The sequence below is a fragment of the Viridibacillus arvi genome (genome assembly GCF_001274945.1).
GTDB classification, from domain to species: domain Bacteria; phylum Bacillota; class Bacilli; order Bacillales_A; family Planococcaceae; genus Viridibacillus; species Viridibacillus arvi.
Window position 1 is genome coordinate 25,671 of record NZ_LILB01000008.1, and the last position, 20,754, is coordinate 46,424.

Annotated in this window: 19 protein-coding genes and 2 pseudogenes; 5 read left to right on the forward strand and 16 right to left on the reverse strand. The window is 30.4% G+C overall.

Annotated elements, in window-relative coordinates; translation table 11 throughout:
- From AMD00_RS19020 to mnhG, 3 genes are read left to right on the forward strand one after another with little or no spacing between them, the layout of a single operon-like run.
- Nucleotides 1-480 carry a Na+/H+ antiporter subunit E gene (locus AMD00_RS19020; RefSeq protein ID WP_053418607.1) on the forward strand — a complete coding sequence of 160 codons (480 nt, stop codon included), beginning with the start codon at nt 1-3 and terminating at the stop codon, nt 478-480.
- Nucleotides 477-758 carry a Na(+)/H(+) antiporter subunit F1 gene (locus AMD00_RS19025; protein WP_053418608.1) on the forward strand — a complete coding sequence of 94 codons (282 nt, stop codon included), beginning with the start codon at nt 477-479 and terminating at the stop codon, nt 756-758. The genes AMD00_RS19020 and AMD00_RS19025 overlap by 4 nt, the downstream gene beginning before the upstream one ends.
- Nucleotides 742-1,119: a monovalent cation/H(+) antiporter subunit G gene (gene mnhG / locus AMD00_RS19030; protein ID WP_038188527.1), complete on the forward strand. Its 378-nt coding sequence runs from the start codon at nt 742-744 to the stop codon at nt 1,117-1,119. The genes AMD00_RS19025 and mnhG overlap by 17 nt, the downstream gene beginning before the upstream one ends.
- Nucleotides 1,120-1,164: 45 nt before the next feature.
- Here mnhG and AMD00_RS19035 read toward each other — a convergent pair whose 3' ends face one another.
- On the reverse strand, nt 1,165-1,386 hold the full coding sequence (locus AMD00_RS19035) for a hypothetical protein (RefSeq protein ID WP_053418609.1): 222 nt from the start codon (nt 1,384-1,386) through the stop codon (nt 1,165-1,167).
- A 67-nt stretch (nt 1,387-1,453) separates the two neighbouring features.
- The gene (locus AMD00_RS19040) at nt 1,454-2,962 is read right to left on the reverse strand and encodes a leucyl aminopeptidase (RefSeq protein ID WP_053418610.1); all 1,509 of its coding nucleotides are present in this window, start codon (nt 2,960-2,962) and stop codon (nt 1,454-1,456) included.
- A 155-nt stretch (nt 2,963-3,117) separates the two neighbouring features.
- Here AMD00_RS19040 and AMD00_RS19045 point away from each other — a divergent pair, with 155 nt between their 5' ends.
- The gene (locus tag AMD00_RS19045) at nt 3,118-3,591 is read left to right on the forward strand and encodes a divergent PAP2 family protein (protein ID WP_053418611.1); all 474 of its coding nucleotides are present in this window, start codon (nt 3,118-3,120) and stop codon (nt 3,589-3,591) included.
- Between the two features lie 65 nt (nt 3,592-3,656).
- Here AMD00_RS19045 and AMD00_RS19050 read toward each other — a convergent pair whose 3' ends face one another.
- The 12 genes and pseudogenes from AMD00_RS19050 to AMD00_RS19095 all read right to left on the reverse strand — a co-directional run bounded on the left by AMD00_RS19050 (nt 3,657) and on the right by AMD00_RS19095 (nt 15,838).
- The gene (locus AMD00_RS19050) at nt 3,657-3,986 is read right to left on the reverse strand and encodes a YuiB family protein (protein ID WP_053418612.1); all 330 of its coding nucleotides are present in this window, start codon (nt 3,984-3,986) and stop codon (nt 3,657-3,659) included.
- A gap of 103 nt (nt 3,987-4,089) precedes the next feature.
- The gene (locus AMD00_RS19055; protein ID WP_407701129.1) at nt 4,090-4,581 is read right to left on the reverse strand and encodes an NUDIX domain-containing protein; all 492 of its coding nucleotides are present in this window, start codon (nt 4,579-4,581) and stop codon (nt 4,090-4,092) included.
- A gap of 66 nt (nt 4,582-4,647) precedes the next feature.
- Entirely contained in the window at nt 4,648-5,865 is a 1,218-nt protein-coding gene (locus AMD00_RS19060; protein ID WP_053418614.1) for an NAD(P)/FAD-dependent oxidoreductase, read from the reverse strand.
- A 402-nt stretch (nt 5,866-6,267) separates the two neighbouring features.
- Nucleotides 6,268-6,384, reverse strand: a pseudogene (locus tag AMD00_RS22990) (iron-sulfur cluster assembly accessory protein); the annotation flags it as partial.
- Nucleotides 6,385-6,742: 358 nt separating this feature from the next.
- Nucleotides 6,743-7,981 carry a hypothetical protein gene (locus AMD00_RS19065; protein ID WP_053418615.1) on the reverse strand — a complete coding sequence of 413 codons (1,239 nt, stop codon included), beginning with the start codon at nt 7,979-7,981 and terminating at the stop codon, nt 6,743-6,745.
- Between the two features lie 17 nt (nt 7,982-7,998).
- Complete coding sequence (locus AMD00_RS19070) at nt 7,999-9,318, reverse strand: hypothetical protein (RefSeq protein WP_053418616.1); 1,320 nt, start codon at nt 9,316-9,318, stop codon at nt 7,999-8,001.
- A 483-nt stretch (nt 9,319-9,801) separates the two neighbouring features.
- A pseudogene (locus AMD00_RS22995) lies at nt 9,802-9,981 on the reverse strand (tyrosine-type recombinase/integrase); the annotation flags it as partial.
- A gap of 155 nt (nt 9,982-10,136) precedes the next feature.
- The gene (locus AMD00_RS19075) at nt 10,137-10,499 is read right to left on the reverse strand and encodes a cyclic-phosphate processing receiver domain-containing protein (protein ID WP_211258676.1); all 363 of its coding nucleotides are present in this window, start codon (nt 10,497-10,499) and stop codon (nt 10,137-10,139) included.
- Between the two features lie 752 nt (nt 10,500-11,251).
- Nucleotides 11,252-12,205, reverse strand: coding sequence for a DUF4062 domain-containing protein (locus AMD00_RS19080; protein ID WP_053418617.1), 954 nt, complete (start codon nt 12,203-12,205; stop codon nt 11,252-11,254).
- Between the two features lie 271 nt (nt 12,206-12,476).
- A complete protein-coding gene (locus AMD00_RS19085) occupies nt 12,477-14,705 on the reverse strand; it encodes an nSTAND3 domain-containing NTPase (protein WP_053418618.1) in 2,229 nt (742 codons plus the stop codon).
- A 196-nt stretch (nt 14,706-14,901) separates the two neighbouring features.
- Nucleotides 14,902-15,297, reverse strand: a complete 396-nt coding sequence (locus tag AMD00_RS19090; protein WP_157059303.1) for a hypothetical protein — start codon at nt 15,295-15,297, stop codon at nt 14,902-14,904.
- A 289-nt stretch (nt 15,298-15,586) separates the two neighbouring features.
- Nucleotides 15,587-15,838 carry a tyrosine-type recombinase/integrase gene (locus tag AMD00_RS19095; protein WP_053418620.1) on the reverse strand — a complete coding sequence of 84 codons (252 nt, stop codon included), beginning with the start codon at nt 15,836-15,838 and terminating at the stop codon, nt 15,587-15,589.
- Between the two features lie 907 nt (nt 15,839-16,745).
- Between AMD00_RS19095 and AMD00_RS19100 the strand changes: the two genes are divergently transcribed.
- Entirely contained in the window at nt 16,746-17,906 is a 1,161-nt protein-coding gene (locus AMD00_RS19100) for a hypothetical protein (protein ID WP_053418621.1), read from the forward strand.
- A gap of 182 nt (nt 17,907-18,088) precedes the next feature.
- Here AMD00_RS19100 and AMD00_RS19105 read toward each other — a convergent pair whose 3' ends face one another.
- Both AMD00_RS19105 and AMD00_RS19110 read right to left on the reverse strand, forming a co-directional pair.
- A complete protein-coding gene (locus AMD00_RS19105; RefSeq protein WP_053418622.1) occupies nt 18,089-19,210 on the reverse strand; it encodes an FRG domain-containing protein in 1,122 nt (373 codons plus the stop codon).
- Nucleotides 19,211-19,591: 381 nt separating this feature from the next.
- Nucleotides 19,592-20,623: a tyrosine-type recombinase/integrase gene (locus tag AMD00_RS19110; protein ID WP_053418623.1), complete on the reverse strand. Its 1,032-nt coding sequence runs from the start codon at nt 20,621-20,623 to the stop codon at nt 19,592-19,594.
- Between the last annotated feature and the right edge of the window lie 131 nt (nt 20,624-20,754).

Below are 20,754 nucleotides of genomic sequence, written 5' to 3' on the forward strand. Positions count from 1 at the left end.
ATGGCATTTCAAATCTTATTAAACTTCTTTATCGCATTTATATGGATGTTCTTGTCTACTAACTTCGCTTCAAGTAACTTTGTAGTAGGTTTCATCTTAGGTATGATCATGATTTATATTATGCGAAATTTCTTCTCGAGTCGTCTTTATATTAGTCGATTTTGGGCAGTGGTAAAACTAATTGTTCTGTTTATGAAAGAGCTGATACTCGCTAATTTCCAAGTATTTATGGTCATCATTAAACCTAAGCTTGATATGCGTCCAGCATTTTTCGCTATGCAAACTGAACTAGAACAAGACTGGGAAATTACATTGTTATCCAGTTTAATAACATTGACTCCTGGCACGATCGTTGTCCATGTGTCGGATGATTCGAAAACACTTTATATTCATGCAATTGATATTGACGATGTTGATTCAGCAGTTGACTCTATCAAAAATTCCTTTGAAAAGGCCATACTGGAGGTGAGTCGTTCATGACGTACTTTATTTGGGCTATTATTGTCAATGTGACACTATCACTAATCGGTTTAGTTTATCGCCTTGTGAAAGGGCCTTCTGTTCCAGATCGTGTGATAGCGCTTGACTCAATAGGTGTATCCATTATATCTCTAGTCGGCTTGTTTTCCATTTTCATCAAAACAAGTTTCTATTTAGATATTATTTTACTGTTAGCGATTCTATCCTTTATCGGTACTGTAGCTTTCTCTAAGTTTATAGAGAAAGGAGAGATCATAGAACGTGACAATTCTCGCTAATATATTAATCGTTTTAACAATCTCTTTTGGAGCTATATTTATCATGGTTACTGCGATCGGCCTAATAAGACTACCCGATGTATATTCGCGGTCTCATGCGGCTTCTAAGAGTGCTACATTAGGTGTAATGAGTATTTTAATCGGCGTGTTCTTACACTTTTGGTTAATAGAAGATCATTTTAATCCTCGTATTTTACTCGGTATCTTATTTTTGTTCATCACAGGTCCTGTTGGTGGCCATGTTATAGCTCGTGCAGCATACTTTTCAGGTGTAAAAGCTTGGAAAGGCACTGTGAAGGATGAATTAAAACCAGAATATGAACGCAAAATGAAAGAAGCTTCTATAAAAGAAAAAGAATAAAAAAAGGCTTTTGTCTCCATATTAATGGGACAAAAGCTTTTTATTTTACCAGTAAGGTCTACCACATGGAGGTCCAAACGGAGGTCCGCATTGTGGACCGTAGATCGGACCAAAATTCGGGCCGTAATTTGGGCCAAAGTTCGGGCCGTAGTTTGGGCCGTAGTTTGGGCCATAAAATCGATTGTAAGGTTGACGTGGTCTAAATGATGAACCGACTAGACCACCAAGAAAGCCACCAAAAAATGGTCCGCCGAAAAATGGAAACATAAGCCTCCTCCTTTCTGCTCTATTCTATGTTTCATAGTAAAGAGCAGCTAGGTCTTAGCCTATTACACTATATATCTTCCTTTGCTAAACGTTCTATAAATGTTGCTAGAGTGCGTACCATTACACCAGTTCCACCTTTAGGACCTAAATCATGTGCCCCATGAGCATCCGAAGTTCCAGCTATATCTAAATGAATCCAAGGTGTATCACCAACGAATTCTCCTACAAAGCCTCCTCCGAAAATCATATGCCCGTCAGAACCTGGAGAATTGTTTAAATCCGCTACATCACTTTTACGAATTCGTTTTTTATCGTTTTCAGTTAATGGTAATCGCCATACAAATTCTCCTGCTTCTAAAGAAGCCTCAAGGAATGTCTCAAATAAAGTCTCATCATTAGTTAAAGCACCTGTTTTATCATAACCAAGAGCTGTAATGACTCCCCCGGTTAATGTTGCCACATCGATAATATAGTTTGCGCCTTGTTGTTTTGCATAAGTTACAGCATCTGCCAATACAAGACGACCTTCCGCATCAGTATTTAATATCTCAACAGTTTTTCCACTATATGATGTAATTACATCATCAGGTTTGAAAGCTTCACCTGAGATCATATTATCTGTTGAACCAATAACAGCTATGACATTTTTGCTTGGACGTAATTCGCCAATTATTCTCATTGCGCCAAGTACAGCAGCCGCTCCGCCCATATCACCTTTCATACCAACTAGTCCTGTTTTAGTTTTAATAGAATAGCCACCCGTATCAAATGTTACACCTTTACCAACTAGACCAATGACATCTTCCCATTTATCTGTTGCTTGGTATTTTATCGTAATAACACGTGGTTCTTCTACTGAACCTTTATTGACAGCTAAAATAGCACCCATTCCTAGTTCTTCTAATTGAGCTTTGTTTAAAATTTCGATTTCGAAATCGTATTGTTTAGCAAGCTCTTCCGCATAATCTGCTAATTTTGCAGAAGTTAATATATTACCTGGTAAATTCACTAAAGTACGTGCTTCATTTACAGCTTCAGCATATACTTGTCCTACTTCAAAACCAGCCACTATTTCTTGCATATCTGCTGTCGTAATGAAACTAACTTCTTCTATTTTCACATCGATTGCATTTGACGACGTTTTATAGTTTTGTACGTTATAATAACCTAAACCCGCACCTTCAGCAGCAATAATTGATACTTCTGTCGAATCAATGTCAGCGGTTACAAATGAATCTACCCATAATGTAACTTTTTTAGCTTTTAGTTTATGTAGTTCTTTTCCTACTAAGCCGAATGATTCACGTAATTCATCTGTGCTTATCGTTTTGCGGTCTCCTAGTCCAACAAATAGTATACGCTTCACTTGAGTTGTTGGTATTAAACTTGGGATTTTCGTTAGTTTTTTTAGATCTGTAGCAATATCTCCCTCTTTAATCCATTCTGTAATTGGATTGCCAAAGACTTCTACGAAATCTAACCACCCTACTAACTGTTCTTGATTCTTAGATACACCAACAATTAATATTTCTGATTGTATCGATTGAAATGTTTGACCTTCTTTATTAATATTCATCTGAATCCTCCATTCCTTTATTATCAATTCCATTATATCAAAAACATTACACCACACGAAATTTTCGGATTCCGAATTTGCTTAGAGTTTTTTCAATGTTCTGTCCTATGTTATAGTATTACTAACTTATTTCCGGCTAGAAAGGTGCTGATTTAGTGGAACTGCTTCAAAATATTCCCCTGCTCTCCTCACTTTTTGCAATTATCTTTGCACAATTTGTTAAAATCCCTATTCATTTCATTGCAACAAAAAAGATCGATTGGTCACTTTTCACGTCTACTGGTGGCATGCCAAGCTCACATTCTGCGGCTGTATCAGCTCTTACAACAGCTATTGGCTTTGAAAGTGGTTTGGATTCACCATTGTTTGCAGCTTCCACCGTATTTGCTATTATCGTTATGTTTGATGCCACTGGTATACGTTATCAAGCAGGACAACAAGCAGTCATAATAAATCAACTGCGTAAAGATTTCCAAGTTTTCGTCAATGAAGCAAAAGGCTGGATTAATAAAAATGAAGAAGAAAAAATACAAGAACTAAAAACACTATTAGGGCATAGACCAAGCGAAGTATTCTTTGGAAGTTTAACTGGTATACTCATTTCAGTTATCATCTATACAATCTTTTAAAATGTAAAAAAGCAGTGTCCGATTTAAAATCGTGACACTGCTTTTTTGTGTATCGATCGTTCGAATTAGAACATACGATAGCCGTTTTTTCGTAGTGCTTTCATTACTAAACCTGCAATAATAGCGCCTGCAAGTCCACTTGCTAGAATAAGAATATCAACTAATTGTAATGATACTAGTTTATCCCCTAATGCCGGAAATGCCGTTCCTGGCTTAAAGAAATAATCGAAAAAACCAACTTCATCAACAATGAAGATGACAACTATTGGGTAGACAATCGCCATGAACCAAGTAGCACGGAGTAACATATTGATTAAGAACCCGATACCAAAGAACATAACGAGGAATAATATCATTGATAATACCAATTGTACAATTGAAAATGAACCAGCCATATATTCGAAACCTCCATTTTTCCTCTCATAAGTGTACATGATTGGAACAATGCTTTCAACGACTAGTAAGTAATTTCAAAGCTTTGTCATAATTCAAATATTACTAGAAAAACAATTTATATGAGGTATAACCAAATATATTATCTGGTTCTAAATTATCTAAAGCACTTTTACGAGCATTTATTTCTGTTTTTAATAACTCTAGTATCATTAACGACGTACGCTCGTCCTCTTTTAAGGCTAATGGGGACATCCAACATGCTTCATATAATTCATCTAATTGTGCAACAACTTGCTGTAAAGGATCGTTCACTATTAAATGAAAAACGGCCATATTATCACTTATATCATTTTTTATTACGCCTGTCCGTAAACCAATTAAGCCTAGAATAGTAGCATCGATTCCTGTTTCTTCTTTTATTTCTCTAATTACAGCTTGATCTGCTGTTTCAGCTGGCTGTACAAAACCAGCAGGTAATGACCATTTACCATCAAGACCACCATAACGCTTCATCACTACAAGCAATTCACCATTATTATTCTCTACTAAACCTGATACACCTAACCAAACTTTCATACGGTCTTGTTTATCCAATGACATTACCTCCCAATAAAAAACTCCCTACAGTTATAATAACTGAAGGGAGCGTGAAAGGTACAATTATAGTACGTTGAATTTACCTTTTTTAAGAACTAAGCCAGCGCCACCAACCATGTAAAGTGCACGGTTATCGATTACTTTTTTCATGAATGAAGCTGGTTTACCAGTGATTTCTTTACCGAATACTTCACCGATTGCGTCAGAATCACCAAGAGAACATACAGTACCTTTAAGTGCTGGTACGAATTCTTTAGTGTCTTTGCCTTCGATTAAAGCAATAAGGTTTTCAGCAACTGTAATTGCTTGTTGCATAGCGATTTGAGCTGTTGTTGGGTAAGGACGACCAGCTTCTTCGTTCATTAAGAATGCACAGTCACCAACGATGAATACTTCAGGGAATCCAGGTACACGTAAGTCTTTATCAACTGCAACGCGTGCACGTTTTGATGGGATATCTGATTCTTCAACAATGCGAGAACCACGAACACCAGCAGCCCATACTACAGTACCAGCTTTGATGAATTCGAATTCTTCCTCGCCTTTTTTAATTTTAACGCCTTCTGGAGTAGCTTGAACTACTGGAGTACCGATTGAGAATTCGATACCTTTTTTAGTTAGGTAACCAACAGCGTATTCTACTAATTCACGAGAGAACATAGGTAATACAGTTGGAGCTGCTTCTACACAGATAACGCGTACTTTTTCTTGAGGTGCATCGTATTCTTTGCAAAGCTCTGGAATACGGTTAGCTAATTCACCAAGGAATTCGATACCTGTAAACCCTGCGCCACCAACAACGATTGTTAATAACGTATCATCTTTTTCAGATGGAGCTTGTGATGCCCACTCAGCGAATTGAGAGTTAATATGATCACGAAGTTTACGAGCTTCGTTTACATCAGAAATACCAAACGCAAATTTATCTAAACCTTCGATACCGAAAGTTTCACCTTCGAAACCAAGACCTACTACTAGGTAATCGTAAGACATTTCACCTGCATCTGTAATTACTTTTTTATTTGTAGCGTCAATAGATTCAACAGCTGCTTGAACAAAGTTAACTTTGTTATTTAACACACTTTGAATGTCATAACGCACTTTCTCTGGAGATAGAGTTCCTGCTGAAGCCTCATGTAACCAAGTTGACTCATAGTGGTATGAGTTTTTGTTTACAATTGTAATATCGGCTACGTTAGAACCAATTTTCTTTTGCAAGTTAACAGCTGTTGTTAAGCCACCATATCCTGCACCCAATATTAATATTTTCGGTCTATTCACTAGAATCGAAACCACCTTTAAATTTTATATTCTCTGACCAATAAAAAAGAAGTATTTTACATACTTCATCTCCACCATCAGTGTGTCTATTTTTCGACAAAATACCTACATACTATATTAGACCTTTTGTTAACTGATTTCAATAGAGTATTGTTGAAAAAACGAGCGAATTAAGTTACTATTTCAGGGTTGTTTTTTTATTTTTATTCCTTTTAGTATAATTTAATAATTTTTGTCAATTTATCATTATGATTCATACATGCATAAAATTCATTCATATGCAACTGATTTTATGCTAACTATTAGTTTATTTATTCCCTTAAAAAAATAAAGTATCCACGAATAAATAAAAACCTCCTCATTTTTTTAAAATGCGGAGGTTTTTTATATAGTTTTTTTAAATTAACAGCTTTCAGGAGTACCTTCTGTTTTGGCTGTTCTAAACGAAGTCCCACAACCACATGAAGCGATAGCATTTGGATTATCAATCGTAAATCCGCCACCCATTAGTGATTCTTTAAGAATGTTGTTATATCAATGTTTATACGCATTTTAAAGGATTACTAATTGCATGTAGGATTATGTATTGTACCTTCTCATGATTGTTAATGTCGATATCTAAATAGTACCCTAATTGCTATAATATTTCCATTAATAAAAAAGAACTCCACCATATTGTAATGAAGTTCTTTTAATTTCGATTGTATACGTTCCTCCTTTAGAATTCTTTATGACCGCTGTACTCTACCTTCTATTTCTTCTGTTTGATTTGGAGTCTCTGGTTTACTTAGACTTGTTACGAGTCTAGCATGCAGAGTTTTAGTAGCAACAGTGGTTTTGGTACTCGTTGTTCTGGCATGTGAAGCTGTTGGTGTAGCTAATAAATACTTTTGTTGCTCAAATTAGAGTTAACAATTTTTTCCATTCCACTTAGAATTAATAATTTACTTATATCTTTTAGATACATTTCATATCTAACTAATTCGTCTAACTTTGAAATCATTAAATTTCGACTTATTTTTTGAATAAACACTTTAAGAGAAACTTTATTTTTTTTAGGTAGCAAGTTACATATAACCCCAAATTGATATTCTGATAATTCATCCCAAGAATAAATACCTGAATCTGTTTTTATAAAATCTTGAATTTTTTTTGTAATTGCATTATATAATTTTTCTTTACATTTATGTTTTTTTGGATATTTACTTCTTGATTTTCTTATAACTGTTAATAAAATAACTAAATCATCTAGGATTTTTACTTTTGGAGAGTTAATTTCATTAATCAAACTCTCCGTTAATATAGGATTAATCATTAACTTTGCTAAAAAAGAAAGAAAGGTATCTGCCCTTTTATTATATAAAAAATAGTTCACTAAAAGTTCTGCTTGAATATAGTCTGGTAAAGTAATAATCATTTTAGAAGCAAATTCAATTTTTTCATTTAATAAAGTTTTATAATTTTTTCTATTATTCGCTTTATTTTTAAGTATTTCCTCAATAGGATTTATTAGCATATAAAGTCCAATACTACGCCTTAAGTTACTATTTTCATTCAGTAAATTTATTATGAATTTTTCACTCGGGATAAATTTATGATTATGAATACTATTCAATAACAAAAGGTTTGATTTATCCTTTAGTAAAACACTTTCAAATTTATCTGAATGATTTTCTTCTAATAATATTGATGCAGCCAAAATTAAATCGATAAATCTCCAATATTCTGGTGCTGGAAATCTAAATATAAATTCATAGCAATTGCTATTATCATATATGTTCCATTTTATCTCAATTTTAAATGATTCTGATTTTCCATTTAAGAATTGAATCAATCCCCCGTAAAGAAAGTTAATCATTCCATATTGAGCCAGATATTGTCCTAATTCTTCTTTACAGTCTAAATTCCTTCTAAGTAATGCAAGTACGACAAATAATGTAGCCTTATTTTTATCTAATATTTTTGATGTATTTATAGCCTCAGTTAATTCTGAAAGAACATGTTTTAAAGATTTCCTTTTAAGAACCTTATTAATTTTTTCTTTATTATCTTGATTTTTTTCTATCCAATTATCATTTATTATTTTAGCAAGTTCTTGAATTGTTGTATTATCCAAAAAAATCACCACTCAAACTAAAGGCTACAATTGCCTATGATATTTGACTCATTTATATATTCAGTAAGTTCAGTTAAAATTTTCTTTGCTGCTGAATGATTTAAAACACTAATACAAAAATGGTTACTATCAATTGAATTTAATGAAGTTCCAATTGTCAAACCTGAATAACTATTTTCATTTTTACCTATTATAAATCTATCGTGTATAGGAGATTTGATTTCTATAAAATTCATATTAAACAATTTATTTTCTACTAATTCTATTAATTGTGTATCTTGTTTAATTGCTTCTTTAATTGTATTGAAATTATAAGCTTTATCTTCATTTTTGCAGAAGAAAATAATATTCTTTGGATATGAGGAACATTGATAAATAATTCTAAGCCAATCTAAACTTTTTTTAAATCTATTTTTATCGGTGAAATAAGGGTCAAAAATCCATAATTCTTCTTGTTTTTGCTGTATATATTCAGAAATAATCTTTATAGATTTTTTAGTTTCACCTGGTCTAATGAATGTAATATTTTCTTTTTCTTGCTCCTCTAAAAGTTTTTTTCTCATTTCATAATTTGATTTTACGAATAATTCTTCCAATTCACCAATGGCTTCCCCAATTATTGTTTCTTGTGTATTAGAGCTAGTCTTTAATTCAAAAAATTCATCTAACTGATTTAATTTGATTTTCTTAGGTCTATTGGAAACACTCATATTTAGATGTAATCTTCTCATAAATGAAACATCATAATTAAAATACACTAGATTATTGTTTCTATAAATTTCAATATCAAATGCCTGCCACTCCTCAGTGAGGTTTATTTCTATTTTAGGTGTTAATTTTTCAATTAATTTCACCTCAGAAGATACGATTAATCTTTCATTTTTAAACCTAACAATTACTATTGAGTTTTCTTTAACGTTACTTAAAGTTATACCGTTATTATCATTCAGTTGGTAATGTACATTTGAATGTTCATATAATAACGTATCTCCATATAGAATTGGATTATAGTTAAGATTAAGCCCTGTATATTTCTTTATAAAACTATTAATACTTAGTAAATCTTTTAATGCAATTTTAAGTTCGAATTTATTATCAAATGTTTTTATTATTTTTCTTGGCTTTGTGGATACATATCTTTTTAAAGAGGTACAAGCCCCGTGTGAATAAGGATTCAACTCGTGTTCTGGTACTAAAAAGCCTTTTTCAATAAATATAAAATCATTAATATTCTCTAGGAAATCATCATTAACAAATTTTTCTTCAAAAATTAAATTATGGTACCCTATTTTTTCTTTTTTATATAGATTTCTATTTGCATTAATTTGGTTATCCAAACCTTTATGTAAAATAGTTAATATTACTTCACCAGCATAAGAAACTCGATTTAATATAATTAGGATAACCCCCTACAAATTACTTTTATGACTATTATACCATTATATTCCGAAGAAATAGTTGCGTTAACCAATAGGATAGCTGTTCTTTTGTTGAATTTGAAGAAATATATTATTAATAAGCCACAAGTTTTATTTCAAACCTACGATAATCCCACAAATATAAAATTCTGTTAGAAACCGTAGCCTTAAAAAGTAATCATTAGTTACCAATACTAAAAGGAGATGCAGGTAGATGGATAAAAAGAAAATTATTGTCCTTCTATCTCATTCTAGTTATTGTAATTTTTGTTATGGGTCCTGTGTCGCATCATATTTTGAATCGTAAAGGCTGACATGCCATTCTATGGTAGATTGTATGTGGACTAACATTTTATTTATAATCGTTGAATATATTAAGACTGAAGTTCACATTTATACCTTTCAAATAAATCTTCTCAAATTTCTAGCTACCTCATCTGTAACCGCTAAATTCGCATGTCCTAGAACTTTAGAGATTAAAGCTATATTTGCTCCTTTATTAAGTAAACTCTTTGCAAATCCCCTTCTTAGTTCATGAGGATTAATATTTTCAACCCCATAATTTAATGTATATTTCCCAAGGTTATAACTTTTCCATGACCCCAGTTAAAAAGTCGGAATATCCTCTTTCAATAACAAAAGAAAAGAGACTCAAAAGAGTCCCTTAACATACTTTTTGATGCGCTTAGATTAACCTGTTCAGAGCTTGTCTAGATACTCCTAATTCCTTAGCAACGTTAACCAGAGTATTTATTTTGAGTGATTGAATAATGATAAATCTCAATATCAGTATCTATAAACCCTCTTCTTTGAGCTGCTTTAAGTGTATGAAACATGTTTTCTCTTCCAACACCATTATCCGTATGAATATAAATCTTATCTGCACGTAATCCATTTTCACAAATATATTTCACTAAATCATAACCATTAAGTAATAAGTTTCCATTCTCATCTTCTCCTAAATCATGGTCTAAGGAGAGAATGTGTATCTTATATTTTTCAATGTATTGTATTGCTTCTCCGACATTTCTTGCGATAGTAAAACCTTTTGGGCAATCTCTTAAATCATCTACATAAAGATTAATTCTTTCCTCAATCATCTGAAATACCTCCATATTACTTCCGCCCTTATGATTTCATTATAAAACTTTGTGGCGTGTGGATGAACCAACTAAAGTGTTATACCGTACATTAACCCTTCAAAATTGTGGAAAATACGCCCACATTAGTGATTCTTTATAATAGTTGATATATCAAGGTTTCAAGCTATTTTCATGGATTATTAATTACAAGCACGATTGTTAATTGCAAGCCATCCCGATTGTTAATGTCGTTATTTGAATAGTATCCTAATTGCTGTAATACATCCATTAGTAAAAAAAGAACTCCATCATATTGTAATGAAATTCTCTAAATTAAATATTTTTACAGATGTTCCGTTTTGAGGTGCTGAGCAAGATATCAGGTTCTTTTAGATACAAATGAAACCCCTCAACTGCAGTATCTGGTGTAGGTGTTAAGACAGTAGATACTGCAGTTGAGGTATTATGTCCCCTTTGGAGGATTCAACTCTATGAACTACTGAAGTTCCTAAAGCTGCTCCAGTTATCATAGATGATTCAATATTTTCAATTTAATATAATCTTCTATTATATTCCCTTTACAACTAGAATCTTTATAATAAAACCTTTTTTACCAAGCCTATTTTGTATTCCTATTTATTATAATCCTACCCATACCGAATCTTTTTCTGACTTATAGAATTAATTTATGTACGCTTTTATTATAAATTCAACAAAAGAGTCTGAGTCGTTATGCTTTACTATCAAGTTATTACTTTAAACTAGTGTATTTATTTGCTTGTATCCAAGTCAACGAATGCTAGAAATTTTAGACCGTCTTTTGAAGCCTGAATTCTCTCATACTTGGCTCCAGCAACCTTAATCTTTTCAAGCAATCCGAAACTCATTAGTATAGGGGCAACATGATAATATAGATATATTTCAGCATTACTACTTCCCACTTTGTTCTCAACACCCGTTGCGAATGCATTTTGAAAATCAATAAAAAGTTCAAGATAATTTATTATTTCATCTTTTTTATATCCATAATCTCCAAATTCTTTAACTGGAAGTGTTAATTCTTTATTTTTTAAAGTTTCTTTTAATTCCTTGTATTCAAAGTTACCTACCATTTTTGTTGAGACTTGCTTATCTACTAACTCCTTTAGTTTTTTATTTTCTTTTAATAAGGCTCTATTTTCTTTAATTAGTTCTGTATTATCTTCTAATTCACTACCTTTAACCCACCCTGAGAAATTATACAAGTCCTTAAATTCACTTAACGTTGTATGAATAGAGAGTTTAATGTCTTTCAGGTCTTCAACCTTTCTAATCATTTTGGAATGGACAAAATCTTTAAATTGCTTATATTTATCCTTCTCCTGTTGTTCGAATACATTTTCCGCTCCTATTTTTGCAGCCTTGTTAAATAGCCAAGAGTCAGATAATACAGTTGCAAATACAGGCATTCCTTTTTCTATGGCATACTCATACTCTAAGTGTGTATAACTTTTTCCACTTTTTGTTTCTACACTACCATACCTCCCACCAAGAATCAGCAGATATACATCTGATTCATCTATCCAACGCTTTATTGTTTTTAGTTGGTCTTCATTCCCTGCTTTAAATAATTCCATCCCCGCTGGAATATGACCCGCATCAAGAATTGCTTCTACCGCAGCCTGTCTCTCATCTTTTAAATCAACGTAGGTTGATGATATAAAAATTTGAAGTTTTTTTTTCACTTGAACTCCCCCATTTGGATTTGAATATATTCTAACCACGACTAATTATGTAATTTGTGATTTTCCAATCACTCCGTAAATACTCACAATACTCATCATTCCACTCTCAAAACTGGAAGCTTCTAGAAATGGAATATCGCAACGACCTGTAAAACAAAAAGAAAATACTTAATTTAAGAATTCCCTTTGGAAAAAAATCATATGCTACAACAGAGCTTCTACAGATGCTACATTTTGAGAGGTATGGATGAAATTTGAAAATATTAAATTATTATTTATCTAATAATCCACTGAATAGATAATCATATCCGTCACCCATATCTCGAGATTCACCATCATATCTCCCCTCTAAAATATCACCTCTATCACTTATATAATCATCATAACCATCAAACTGTAAATCTATCATTACTTCCTCATAAATTTTATTTATTTCATTTAAATAAGGCTTTATATCAAACCCACATTCTCTTCCAACTCTTGTGAACGTTTCTTCAATATAATCAATACTATCAATATCTTCTTCCAATGTAGTTCTTATAGAAAAAATCACATTATCTAGAACAATATCTATATTTTCATTAAATAAACATTCTTCCATTGGTTCTGGAAATGAATAATACAAGTCCATTATTAAATCTAATTTTACAACATCTTCAATGTCATCAATTAGTTGAGAACAAATTGAAAATAAATCTATTTCATCTTCATTTGTTAATATATTATTATATTTTATAAGCAACGTTACATATTCCTGGTTATTTAAAATATTTTCATTTTTATAAATATCAATTAATATTTTTTTCATTTTTTCATTAAACTCTATATTTTTATCTAAGTAGCTGAAAATTTCTAATTGTCCATATAATGTTTCACTTTCATTAAACTCAAAAAATCTATTAAGGATGTTCTCTAAATACTCAATTTCATATGATAAATCTAAAGCTATTTTTCCTTCTTCTCTTTTAAAAGTAAAAATATTATTCATCGCTTTAAAAAATCTTGTTGATTTCCACAATATACGGTATAACTCTATATTTTCATTACTATTAATATAATTAATAATAAAATCAGTAACTGATGGATTCTGAAAATCCACATAATGTTTGTCATATAAGCAATTAGTTTTAATAAAGGATTGTTCTAATTCCTTTATTCCTTTATTAAAATCTAAAAAAGAAAACTTATTCTGTAAATTTCTATTTAAAGAATCAAAATTAACTTTTAAATCATTCAATAAAACTCCATCATGTTGCATAATCATTAATAATAAGAGTATGTACTGTGAATATTCATTAATATGATTTTCATAAGCAAACTTCCATATTTGATTTGGATAATCTAAATTATCTATAAATTCTTTATTATACTTTTGAGGTGTGCTGTTTTCAGTTCTATTTACTTTTGTCATCCACTCTACAATTCGTGGATTATAATTTTTATGATTAATTATCTTTTTATAAGACTTCTTCAATATTATTTCTTCAATAAATTCTTGAGAAATATCAGAGAAAAAAAGATGATTATATAAAATTTTCGCCTTTATCTCTGTAGTATATTGACCAACATCAATAACATATTTATGATGATTCAGCTCTTCATCTTCTAAAATATCATACTGTTGTTGAGCTTGCTTTAATATATATTCTCTAGTAGTCATAATGAACACTTTATTCTTAGATTTTCTTATCTTATTGATAAAATTTATAATTCTTCTATCTTCATTCTTCTCAAGAGAATTATCTAAAAAATTCCTACCTAAAAAATCGTCATAATAGAATATCTGCTTTTCATCTTTTGTATATAATTTAAATGCTGATTCTATATTTTCTCCAATAGATATTAGCTTATAATCTTTTTTCAAGAAATTTAGACACACCATTTGTGCTAAAGTTGTTTTTCCTACACCAGGCGCTCCAGATAAAATAATAACGTTATTTTTTTCAATAAGTTTTAATGCTTCATTAAAACTCGAATTAGGTACAAAAGTTTTTATTTTTTCTTTTATTACTTCTTCATTAAAATCCGACTCATTTAAAATCTCACTGTATAAAATATGTTGCATAACACTAGTGCTAGCTAACCATAATTTATAATGTTTACGCTCGATTTCTGGGTATTTCTTTATTTTCTCCTGCAGCTCATCTCCTCCAATAATATCAGCGGAACTCAAAATATAACCTTTAAATATCTCCATAATATGTTTTTTATTTAATGGACTCAATCCTGCTGAAGTCATTATAATATATCTATGTGGAGCCAATCTTTCAACTTTAGACACTTCTTTATCTAATGTGCCTTTTAATGATGAAAAGTCGGCATAACGTTTACATTGTACAATCACGGTTCCTTCTTCATCAGATATATACCGCAAATCTATACCACCATCTTTTCCACTTTTAAAATGCTCTATTTTTATATTACTTTCAGCTTCTAGAATGTCTTTACATAGTATTTCAAATTCATCCGATGATAATACCGAAAAATCGTATTTCCCCATAATACCCCTCCTTGCTAATTAATCAATGTATACTATTTCAATCCTTCTATCCGACAATCTATATATAGTACCGTAACAATCTATACGTCATACTCATAGATTTACTTTTTAATTCAATTAGCTTTCCTTTATTTCCATTGTAATTACCTTTACTCTTGGCTATTTATATTTAACACACCAATTACTACCAACTTTTCTATTCTGGTTCTTGTTTTTTGTCCACAAATTTTATTTCATTAACTTGTGAGTCCATATATTTTTGGTCAATATTTTTATATGTATCTTCATCAGATTCTGAAAAGCTGGACTCACTTAAATCAATCGTAGCGTTTATTCTTGTATAGTTTTTATTAAACTGAAATACATTAGCAAGATTAGTTATATCCTCCTCACTATTCTTAGGCTTAATTGTAATGCTTCGTTTCTTATCATTGTAAGATACAATTATGTATTTATTTTCCAACGTTTTACCATCCTCTTTTAAAACGGTAATTATTTTATCACGAGAAATATATAAGTCAGCGGCTTCAGATTCCCAATGACCCAATAATGCATCTTTCGGTGAAGAAGTATCCCTCCCACAACCACTCATTATTTATTCCAATATTTAACTTCATCTAAAGTAATTAAGTCACTCACTCTTCGCTCCCCCTTAATTACCATTCTCATCTCCTTTACAATTAACTATTTTATACATAAATTAGTACTATTATATCAATGAAATGTGTTTTATGTGTTGAAAAAGTAGCATTTCAGCTCCTTCTTTTAAGTAAACTTCATTTAGAAATCTAGATTATTCAAAGGATTACTTTTTTTATTCTCTTTTTTAAGCTCATTTCCCCACATCGCATCGTAACAGAAATGTTCTTATGTCGCAGCATCTATTGAATTGCAAATGCTGAAATACCACTCATAGCCAGCCTGTGACAAAACGTATGTCTAAAAGTATGTTGACTAACACGTACATCTTTATAATTCATCTTTAAACGTAAGTTATCAAATACCTGTGAAATTGAGTAGTCTGTCATTGGTTTGTTATCACGATTCAATAATACATATTCGTTTTCTTGTCCAAAATGTAGTTTGTAGAAAGCTCCATATACGGTGATTTCTTTAGTAAGTTTCTCTAGCAACCACCTCTCTTAGTTTTGAAAAGTGGTTGTTGCAATACGAATAATTTGTGAGTAACACTACTTCCTAAAAAGAAGTAATTATCGTAAACACTGACACAACATTTTAAATCAGTTGGATAGAGTCAAATGAGATACATAATTTATTCAAAAATAAACAAATTTATTTTTCTATTTTAAATCATAGATTTTCACCATAGATTTATACATTATCAAAAGTTAAGTAATACATAACTATCGTTATATACTACTTCGTATAGTATTAAAGTATTATTTAACAATATACATATGTTAATTTTAACGTTTTTTTCATTAAATTGACTTATTTTTGATGTATTGTTACTATTATTCCTGGATAGATAATCAATATAAAATATGAATTTTATACCTAAATATATTCTCGTACGGTGGTTATAACCTTTCAGGGGGAGAATTACCTTTATTAACAAAATTCTTTGAGTTTTATATACATATAATTTCGTACGATAGACATACATTCTCGTACGAAAGAAATACCTCTATAAACATAATTCTTACTAATTCTTTGCTATTTCATACGGTATACATATTTAACTCATATTGCGGGGACGAGGGTGTTGTATTGCAATTTCACATATAATGCTGGAATTAAGGTGAAAAGCACCCCCCCTATAATATAAAGAGAAAACATAAATATTGCTTATCTTGCATCATTTTAAACGTAAATGACGAAAACCCTTCTTTTGTACAAACATGTTAAAAAAATTGCTTTGCAATTTATTTCACCATGCCGCGACACAAAAGAAGCAAAAAGTCGCCATAACACACTTAGTAATAATATTAAATGATACAAGATTGATTAGTATTATAAATATAATATAATTACTAACCGATTTTGTATCAAAATAAATTAAATAGGAGATTTTTAATTGTGAATACAACAACATACACATTATCAGAAGTAATTAATATTGAAGGAGATGAAAAACTATTAGCACATTTCAAAAAAAATGGGCGATTGCAAACCAATGTGTTTAATCGATTTGTAAGAGATTTAAACCAAAAATACGAATATGTATCTGTAGAAGGGAAAGGTGGAAAAAAAACCAAAATAACTATTGGCGGAAAGAGAGATACTTTAGTACCACGTGAGGATAATAGAAAGGATAATGGAAAAGGACAAAAACCTATAGAAATCGAGACATTCTTCCCAATTATTATACTTAATCATTTAATAAATTTTGAAGTATCTGAGCCTCAAACTACTAATAATTGGTTAAAAATGATGGGCGTTATTACTGAACAAATGTATGAAACTAATAAATTTAAATACTCTGAAGTAGCATTTGATAAAGAAATAGAACTACTATCTGATAATAATATTATCGATTCAAAGGATAAATATGTATTAAAAGAATTCAATAAAAATGAGAGTCAACGTATCAACAGATATTTCTTAGATTCAGTAGGAGATTTGGAGGAATCAAACATTATTAATCATAACATTTCATATAAAGCAAAATGCACTTTACCTGATAAATCAGAAAAATATATTGATATTTCTGATAAAGTAAAAAAATATGCTGATACGTTAAAAACAGAGTTACTTAACTCAGCTAAATACGACAGTTTAATGCCCGCTGATTTGAATAATCTTCGTAATAAGCCTTTAGTTATACAATTTAATACTGAGTATTCTAAGGTATTAAAAAATATAACAGATGATAATAATAAAAAATTGTATATAGATTTTATTTACGCTGTACATAGTTTGGAATTAATCGATAAAGATTATACTGTTCAGCAATGGATAGAAAAACATATACATAATGATTTATCTGAATATGTAGAGAATCCAAGTATCTATTACAATATACATAAACAGCAATTCCATAAAGCACATAAACAGAAGGTTCAAAGTTTGGCAGAAAATAGACAAATTAACTTTATATATAAAGAAACATCTGTTTTTGGAGGAAAAGTAAATATTGAAAAGTATCGTAATTCTACCTACCAAAGGGTGCAATATTTAAAAGGTGCAGAGACTTATGTAATTACCTATGAAAAATTACTAAATCATTATTTTTACTAAAAATATAACTACCTTAATTAGATATGCCCATTAAAGAATAGATAACACCAACATTATATATATTGTGGTTCATCGTAACCCGTCTAAAAAAAAATATTATTTAAGCATATAAAAACAATAGCCACTCTTAATGTTGGAGTGGCTTACTTAATTATTTTAAACAGATTCAATTTTAATCAATTTCAGAAAAACTTATTATTAACGTAACTTGCTATATTGTCAAAATCTCCATAAATACTTTTAAGGTTGATACCTATAAAATCTAACTCTTCTAATATTTGTTTCTGATTATTTATAACTATCGTTACATCTGGAATAATTTCTTGTCTTAATATTTCTTCTGGTACATCTTCATATCTGGTTGCAAAGGTATGATAAAGCTGATATATAAAAATCCCATCCTGATTGCGTATTCTATCAAATTTGTATGGTGTTTTATAAATAAAATAAGGCATCTGAGGAAATTCAATAATTCCTTCTGTAGGTTTAGAGAATGCTAAATAAGATACATTATTGAAGTATTCATACAACATAATTATATACCTCCATACTTGGAGAGTTGTAGCATCTATTTTCATATCAAAATTTGATACATATTCTGATATTAACTCGGGTAAATAATCGAAAATATCACTAATCTCTGAAATATCTGAAATTCTATCTGTGATTTTTATGTACTCTTTCAGAAAGCTTGGTAAAGATTCATCATTTATCATAGTTGAAAGACGTAGAGACAATTCAGTTAGATTTTGATTATATGGAAGAATACTATTTTCCCAAAAAAAATGATTCAAATACGAAACAAAAGCTTTAAAAGAATTATTATTTTTTATAATCGTTTGTATAAGACTATAACTATTGGCTGGAGATATAAAAACTTCATTAATCATTTTTGAAATATCAATTGTTTTTTCTTTATTTATCAAATATACAAATCCTGTATTTTTGTCTAATACATCATTCTTGTTTGCACAAGCAAAATACAAAGCGATAAGAGGTGAAGTTGTAAAGTCGATTAAGTTGGTTGTTAATCCATGATGTTGACTAAAAGCTAAAAAATTATTACGCTCAATTTCACCAATATTAGATGCAATCTCTGAATAATAATGGTTAACTATATCCTCATAAAAGGAAAATTTTTCGTCTTTCAGAAGGCTTGATGTATCTCTTCTTAATAGAGATGAAGAAATTGTAGGATATTTTTTATTCTCTCCTCTAAAATAATATTCACTCAGTTTTTTTTCTTTTATAAGTGAAATATATTCATTAAGTGTATTTATTTCAATTGTTACTGAATTACACATTTACTACTACCTCCATAATTTAAATTCAAGTAATTTGTCCTAAATTATACGAACAATGCTCTAGAAACCAATAATGCCTTTAAATTTTTATTTAAATATATTGTCTTTTTTATGAATCGCTACTCTCTACTTTTCCTATTAATTCACTAACTCTCTGCCTTTATTTAAGATTATATAATTCTTTTTGTTCTTTAAAAATACTTTTTAACCCATAAATAAGTCCTATTATACTATAAATAAATTAAGCATGTTTAGGTTCGTAAACCAATTCCTTATTTATTCTCATATTATTGACGAATGACTGTTCTATACTTTGAATCTTACCAACCCATAAATAAAACCCTTCCTCAAAATAAACTAAAGGAAGGGTCTTTAAGTTAGTTACCTTTTCTTATTCATCATCTTCATCACAGGGGAAAACTCATCATGTTGTTGTCGTATGTTATCTGTATCCATTTGAATGTATCTTCTCATAGTACGTATATCAGACCAACCACCCATTTTTTGCAATGTGAAAGCATCACAGCCGTTTAAAGTCATATTCTTAGCCCATGTGTGTCTATATACGTGTGCCGTTACCTTCTTCCCCTTTATATTAGCCTTATCTGCATAATATTTTAAACGTTTGTTAAAGTGATTTTGTCCTAACGGTTCTCCATATGAAGAAAGAAAGATTCTATCTGTAGAAAAGTGCTTTTTATTTTCGTTTATTAATTGTAATATTAGTTTCACAGTATGAGCTGAAATAGGAACAAAACGAGGCTTTCTATTTTTATTCTGTTCACCTGAAAGTGTTATAAAGCGTGTCTGAAAGTCTATATGAGCCGTTCTAAGGCTTAATAATTCATTAGCTCTTAAACCACTGTCCAGTAATAAAATCATCGCTACGTAGTCTCTAAAGCCTACATAATCCCTTTGATTTGGTTGTCTTATCAATTCTTTGACCTCATCATTAGTAAAACAGTTTGTAAGGTCTATATCCTGCTTTAATAGCTTTACATTATTCATTGGGCTTATCTCTATGAATTCTTCCACTTCTAAGTAATTAAACATAGCTCTATACACTCTTAAACGGATATTAATACTTGTATCAGTTAAGCCTATTCCCTGTTCAGTTTTTATAAATTTATGACCTTCATACTTTATCGCATCATATTTTAAATAATTTATATAATCTCTAAAAATCTGTGGTGAAAGTTCATCCACTGTTGTTATTTCATAGTTTTGTTGAAGCCAGTCAACAAAGTATCTCCAATTCTTCTCATAATCTTTCAGTGTTCTTTCTCTTAAACCTTCTGCCTTTTTACCTGCTATTACTAAATCTATTGCTTGTTCAAAAGTAAGCTCAGGATATTCTTTTAAATTCTCCATGCGTTTGACAGGTTTGCGTATTTTTCTCATGTTTAAGCCCATAAAAAAACCTCCTCAAATAGTAATGTAACGAACATTAACTATCGAGAAGGTACGTAATTCACAACCTCAAATGCTTGATTTTAAGGTTGTTATTACGCTATATGAGGATTGTTTATATACAAAATCCTATT

Bases quoted from the DNA above. Each gene is read 5' to 3' on its own strand.
- AMD00_RS19020 (WP_053418607.1), top strand. From the start codon at position 1: ATGGCATTTCAAATCTTATTAAACTTCTTTATCGCATTTATATGGATG.
- AMD00_RS19025 (WP_053418608.1), top strand. From the start codon at position 477: ATGACGTACTTTATTTGGGCTATTATTGTCAATGTGACACTATCACTA.
- AMD00_RS19035 (WP_053418609.1), bottom strand. From the start codon at position 1,386: ATGTTTCCATTTTTCGGCGGACCATTTTTTGGTGGCTTTCTTGGTGGT.
- AMD00_RS19040 (WP_053418610.1), bottom strand. From the start codon at position 2,962: ATGAATATTAATAAAGAAGGTCAAACATTTCAATCGATACAATCAGAA.
- AMD00_RS19050 (WP_053418612.1), bottom strand. From the start codon at position 3,986: ATGGCTGGTTCATTTTCAATTGTACAATTGGTATTATCAATGATATTA.
- AMD00_RS19075 (WP_211258676.1), bottom strand. From the start codon at position 10,499: ATGATTGAGGAAAGAATTAATCTTTATGTAGATGATTTAAGAGATTGC.
- AMD00_RS19085 (WP_053418618.1), bottom strand. From the start codon at position 14,705: ATGGGGAAATACGATTTTTCGGTATTATCATCGGATGAATTTGAAATA.
- AMD00_RS19090 (WP_157059303.1), bottom strand. From the start codon at position 15,297: ATGAGTGGTTGTGGGAGGGATACTTCTTCACCGAAAGATGCATTATTG.
- AMD00_RS19105 (WP_053418622.1), bottom strand. From the start codon at position 19,210: ATGTGTAATTCAGTAACAATTGAAATAAATACACTTAATGAATATATT.
- AMD00_RS19110 (WP_053418623.1), bottom strand. From the start codon at position 20,623: ATGGGCTTAAACATGAGAAAAATACGCAAACCTGTCAAACGCATGGAG.